Origin of the sequence: Sphaerochaeta sp., from assembly GCF_050178175.1 — a bacterium.
Lineage (GTDB): Bacteria > Spirochaetota > Spirochaetia > Sphaerochaetales > Sphaerochaetaceae > Sphaerochaeta.
This window is the reverse complement of record NZ_JBFXGH010000163.1, coordinates 1-3,910: the sequence shown is the minus strand read 5'-3', so window position 1 is coordinate 3,910 and position 3,910 is coordinate 1. Positions and strand designations below refer to the sequence as shown.

General features: G+C 47.4%; 5 protein-coding genes. 3 read left to right on the top strand and 2 right to left on the bottom strand.

Translation table 11 applies throughout. From position 1 onward, the window contains the following. Genes AB7S66_RS11800 through AB7S66_RS11790 form a run of 3 tightly spaced genes read left to right on the top strand, consistent with a single transcriptional unit; the run spans position 1 to position 2,740 of the window. Positions 1–1,020, top strand: coding sequence for an ABC transporter permease (locus tag AB7S66_RS11800; protein WP_428520246.1), 1,020 nt, complete (start codon positions 1–3; stop codon positions 1,018–1,020). A 1-nt stretch (position 1,021) separates the two neighbouring features. Continuing rightward, positions 1,022–1,960 carry an ABC transporter permease gene (locus tag AB7S66_RS11795; RefSeq protein ID WP_428520244.1) on the top strand — a complete coding sequence of 313 codons (939 nt, stop codon included), beginning with the start codon at positions 1,022–1,024 and terminating at the stop codon, positions 1,958–1,960. Between the two features lie 9 nt (positions 1,961–1,969). After that, on the top strand, positions 1,970–2,740 hold the full coding sequence (locus AB7S66_RS11790) for a MerR family transcriptional regulator (RefSeq protein WP_428520242.1): 771 nt from the start codon (positions 1,970–1,972) through the stop codon (positions 2,738–2,740). A gap of 113 nt (positions 2,741–2,853) precedes the next feature. Here the strand turns inward: AB7S66_RS11790 and AB7S66_RS11785 are convergent, their stop codons facing one another. Both AB7S66_RS11785 and AB7S66_RS11780 read right to left on the bottom strand, forming a co-directional pair. Then, positions 2,854–3,249, bottom strand: coding sequence for a hypothetical protein (locus tag AB7S66_RS11785; RefSeq protein WP_428520240.1), 396 nt, complete (start codon positions 3,247–3,249; stop codon positions 2,854–2,856). Between the two features lie 157 nt (positions 3,250–3,406). Continuing rightward, the coding region (locus AB7S66_RS11780; RefSeq protein ID WP_428520238.1) for an HD domain-containing protein at positions 3,407–3,910 on the bottom strand (504 nt) is incomplete at its 5' end.

Here is a 3,910-nt window from a genome sequence, read left to right as displayed (position 1 = left end):
ATGAAACGGTCTGTTTCCAATGTTCTCTCGCTCACTGTGGTAACCGGTATTGTACTGGGTGTCTCACTAATACTGATCGCCATGGTGGGGAGCAGCATTCCCTCATCTCTCTCCAGTTTTATACGGGGTATCGTGGGGTCAACGTATTCGATCGGGGAGGTCCTGGTACGTGCAACACCCTTGATGCTTGCTGCCCTTGGAGTTTCAGTCGGGTTCCGTACCGGGTTCATCAATATCGGTGCGGAGGGCCAGATTTACCTTGGAGCAATTGCAATTACTTGGTTGGGGATGGCGTTTCCCTCCTTGCCTCCAGTACTTATGATCTCCCTTGCCATGCTGGTAGGGTTTCTTGCTGGCGGACTGTGGTCCGTAATCCCTGGTATCCTTAAGGCCAAATTTGGTCTTTCTGAGATCATCAATACCATTATGTTGAATTACATTGCCATCAACTTGGTGGGGATACTGGTCAGGACGAGTCTGAAGGATCCCTCTTATCCCTATCCTATGTCACCAATGCTGCCTCCCGCTTCCTACTTTCCTATGTTGCTTTTGCCTACACGCCTGCATGCAGGATTCCTGCTCGCCCTGATTTGCGCCATTTTGGTCTACTTGCTGATGTTCAGGACGTCAACAGGGTTCTGTATGCGGGCTGTGGGCCTTAATAAACGAGCTAGTATGTGTAGCGGTATTTCTGTGAGGAGTCACATGGTATTTTCCGCTTTGCTCAGTGGTGGCCTTGCTGGTTTGGCGGGGGTAAGTGAGATTGCTGGCTTGCACCATCGCTTGATTGAAGGAATCAGTCCAAGCTATGGATACTTGGCTATCGTGGTCTCCCTTCTGGGGAAGAACCACCCATTCTGGATTATTCTCAGCTCGCTGGGTATTGCAGCCTTGCAGGTTGGATCGATGGCTATGCAGCGTAGCAGTGGGGTTCCTACATCTATTGCCAGCATCATCATGGGGTTGTTGGTCATTATGATTTTGGCGCGGAAGCAGTTCTTTGGCTGCAAGGATGTGTAGGATGAATCCCGTAACGCTTACCCTGATCACAACATTCCTTGCAGCAACAATCCGAATGGCAACTCCTATTGCTCTTGCTGGATTGGGAGAGACCGTAAGTGAACGCGCTGGGATAAGCAATATTGGAGTAGAAGCCATTATGCTTAGTGGTGCATATTTCAGCTTCTGGGCGATGTTCCAGACTTCCAGCGTAGCGCTTGGACTGCTTGCAGGTATTGCAGGAGGTGTGGCCGCCAGCATGATCCACGCAGTGCTGAGCATTCACCACAAGGCTGACCAGACAATTGCAGGCCTTGCCCTGAATTTCCTGTTTCTGGGTTTGACCAGTTTCTTGTTCCTGATTCAGTTCGGCAAGACTACCACGCTCCCTTCCATTGAGATTATCAACCATGTGAAGGTGCCCTTGCTTCATAGGATTCCTATCATTGGGCCGGCATTGTTTGACCAAGATCCTTTCGTATATCTGTTGTTCCTGTGTGTGATACTCCTGCTGGTGTTATTCTACAAAACCGAGTGGGGGGTCATTCTCAAGGCAGTGGGAGAGAACCCTCGGGCTGCTGATACTGCGGGAATTAGGGTCCATCTGGTTCGCTATGGAGCTGCCTGTATCAACGGGGTGCTTGGTGGCCTGGGGGGAGCATATCTCTCAACAGTGAAGCTTGGGTTCTTCCAGGAGAATCTCACCAGCGGGAAGGGGTATATTGCTCTGGTTACGGTCATTCTTGGGCGGCGGAATCCTCTTGGAGTCCTGGCCGCAGCGTTGGTCATAGGTTCAGCTGAAGCTCTACAGATACGACTGCAGACAATGGGCTCTGCGGTACCTTCCCAGGTGTTTGCGATGTTCCCTTACTTAGTGACAATTTTGGTACTGCTCTTCTCAATAGGAAAGAGTCAAGACCCTGCCTCCCTTGGGGTTCCTTATGAGCGAAACAAGCGCTAATATTGCCCCATGAAAGACTTTTTCACGATTGGTGAATTGGCGGATTTGTTTGCCATTGATGTACAGACGCTGCGATATTATGACAAGATTGGTTTGTTGGTTCCTTCCCATAGGAATCATGCAAACGGATATCGGCTCTACAAGTTTGACCAGGTCTACCAGGTTGCTTCCATTCGGTATTTGAAGCGTTTGGGGTACTCTCTGGAACAGATTAGAGAGTATTTGGATAGCAGAACCCTCGACCATACCATTGAACGATTGCAAGGGCAGTCGGCTCTTCTGAGGCAACGTTGGCAAGAACTTATTTCCATCGATTCGGCAATCCAGCGAAAGATTGAGTTTATCAAGGTTCAGCTTCCCCAGGTGAGACTGCAGGAGGTACAGGTGAAGACATTCCCTGACCGGTATTATCTAGACATCGGTTCAGAGGAGACACTGTACGGATCGGATGTATTCTACTTCCATCCAACCTTGGTGTTTTATCGGGAAAACACGAAACAGTTTGGGGCGTATCTTTTCGAATACACCCCTGAAGAATCAGAGATTCCTTCAATCCATGATGCGTCAGTCATCAAGGGAGGCCCTTTCCTCTGTGGGTATCATCAGGGTTCTTATGAGACAATAGGAACCGCAATAGACTGGATCAGGGAAGAGAGAGGGGAGTATCGTCTTGCTGATTGGGAGGTCAACTTCAATATCCTTGACCAGTTTGTTGAGCGGGATAGCAGTAGATTCATTACTGAGATCCAGATTCCGATTATTGGGGAAGACAATGCCTAATCATACTACTTCTTTGTAGAATATCTAGTGGGGAGGGGTGATATTAATACAACTGATTAAGGTTTGATGAAACTAAAACGGACGGGTTTTGGGTATATTGTATTAAGCCATTATCAGTTAAACGAAACCGTGATGGTGTTTATACCTTCTTGAATTGTTGTAGTATGTTCGAAAGAAGGTACCTCTGAATCGAATCCCCCTTCTTCAGAATACTGCGTGAGATAATACTCATATACAGTCCAAGTCCATGATCCTTGATCGACTACCTCAATGGTATATGTATTGTCATTCTCTTGAATTCTTTCTCCCGTTGGTGTTGAAGGGGTATCGTCTCCCTCCTCTCGGTATTCAAGTCCTTGGTCGAACATCTGCTGAACGCCTGCAATTTTTCCGGTAAATGCGTAAAACTTAGCTGGATCAACATCTGCAAAGACAAAATCAATACTCCCAGTCGGCTCATAAACAATTTCCTCCTCACAACCGATCAGGAACAAGGTCATTGCAATCAAGCAACCGGCGATAAGAAGAGAGCAGATAGGTCGTCTCACGGGAGGCCTCCAAGAGGGGATTTTTATTCTGATAGAACAAGTATGCTCCTATGATAAGTCACCTTTCTTTTATAGCGCAAGGTGAGATTGATCTGGTTGAAGGAAGTAAATAAGATTCCTATACCCCATACATCTCCCCACAGAATTGCTTGCCTGACTTTGTCTTGAAAATCTCCTCATATACCTTTCTAATTGCTTCAATACTTGTTTTCTTCTCTTGGAGGTTTACCAAGAAGTCACTTTCAACGAGGATCTGGTAGTCGATTCCATCGATGGTATCGTAGGTGTGGTGATGTCCTACCAGGAATGCCACTCGTTCGATCATTGGAGAGGGGAAATCAAGCTTTGTCAGGAGGGCTTTTGCAAGAGGATGTCCTTCCCTCTCCTGCAAATCGCCTCTGCTGCTTCCATACTTTTCCAAGGACTCCTTTATACCGATATCATGCACAAGTGCTGCTGTTTCCAAGGTTGCTAGTGTTTCTTCATCAAGGCCTTCAAGCAAACCAATCGTCCTGGCATAGTCGTGGACCTTGGTTAGGTGAGCAATACGTTCTGGATTACCCCTTTCATAGTTGAACATCTGTTCATGGATTAGGGCGATGAGGTGGGCGGTGTTTTGCAT

Coding starts and splice junctions, on each gene's coding strand:
- AB7S66_RS11790 (WP_428520242.1), top strand. CDS start 1,970: ATGAAAGACTTTTTCACGATTGGTGAATTGGCGGATTTGTTTGCCATT.
- AB7S66_RS11800 (WP_428520246.1), top strand. CDS start 1: ATGAAACGGTCTGTTTCCAATGTTCTCTCGCTCACTGTGGTAACCGGT.
- AB7S66_RS11795 (WP_428520244.1), top strand. CDS start 1,022: ATGAATCCCGTAACGCTTACCCTGATCACAACATTCCTTGCAGCAACA.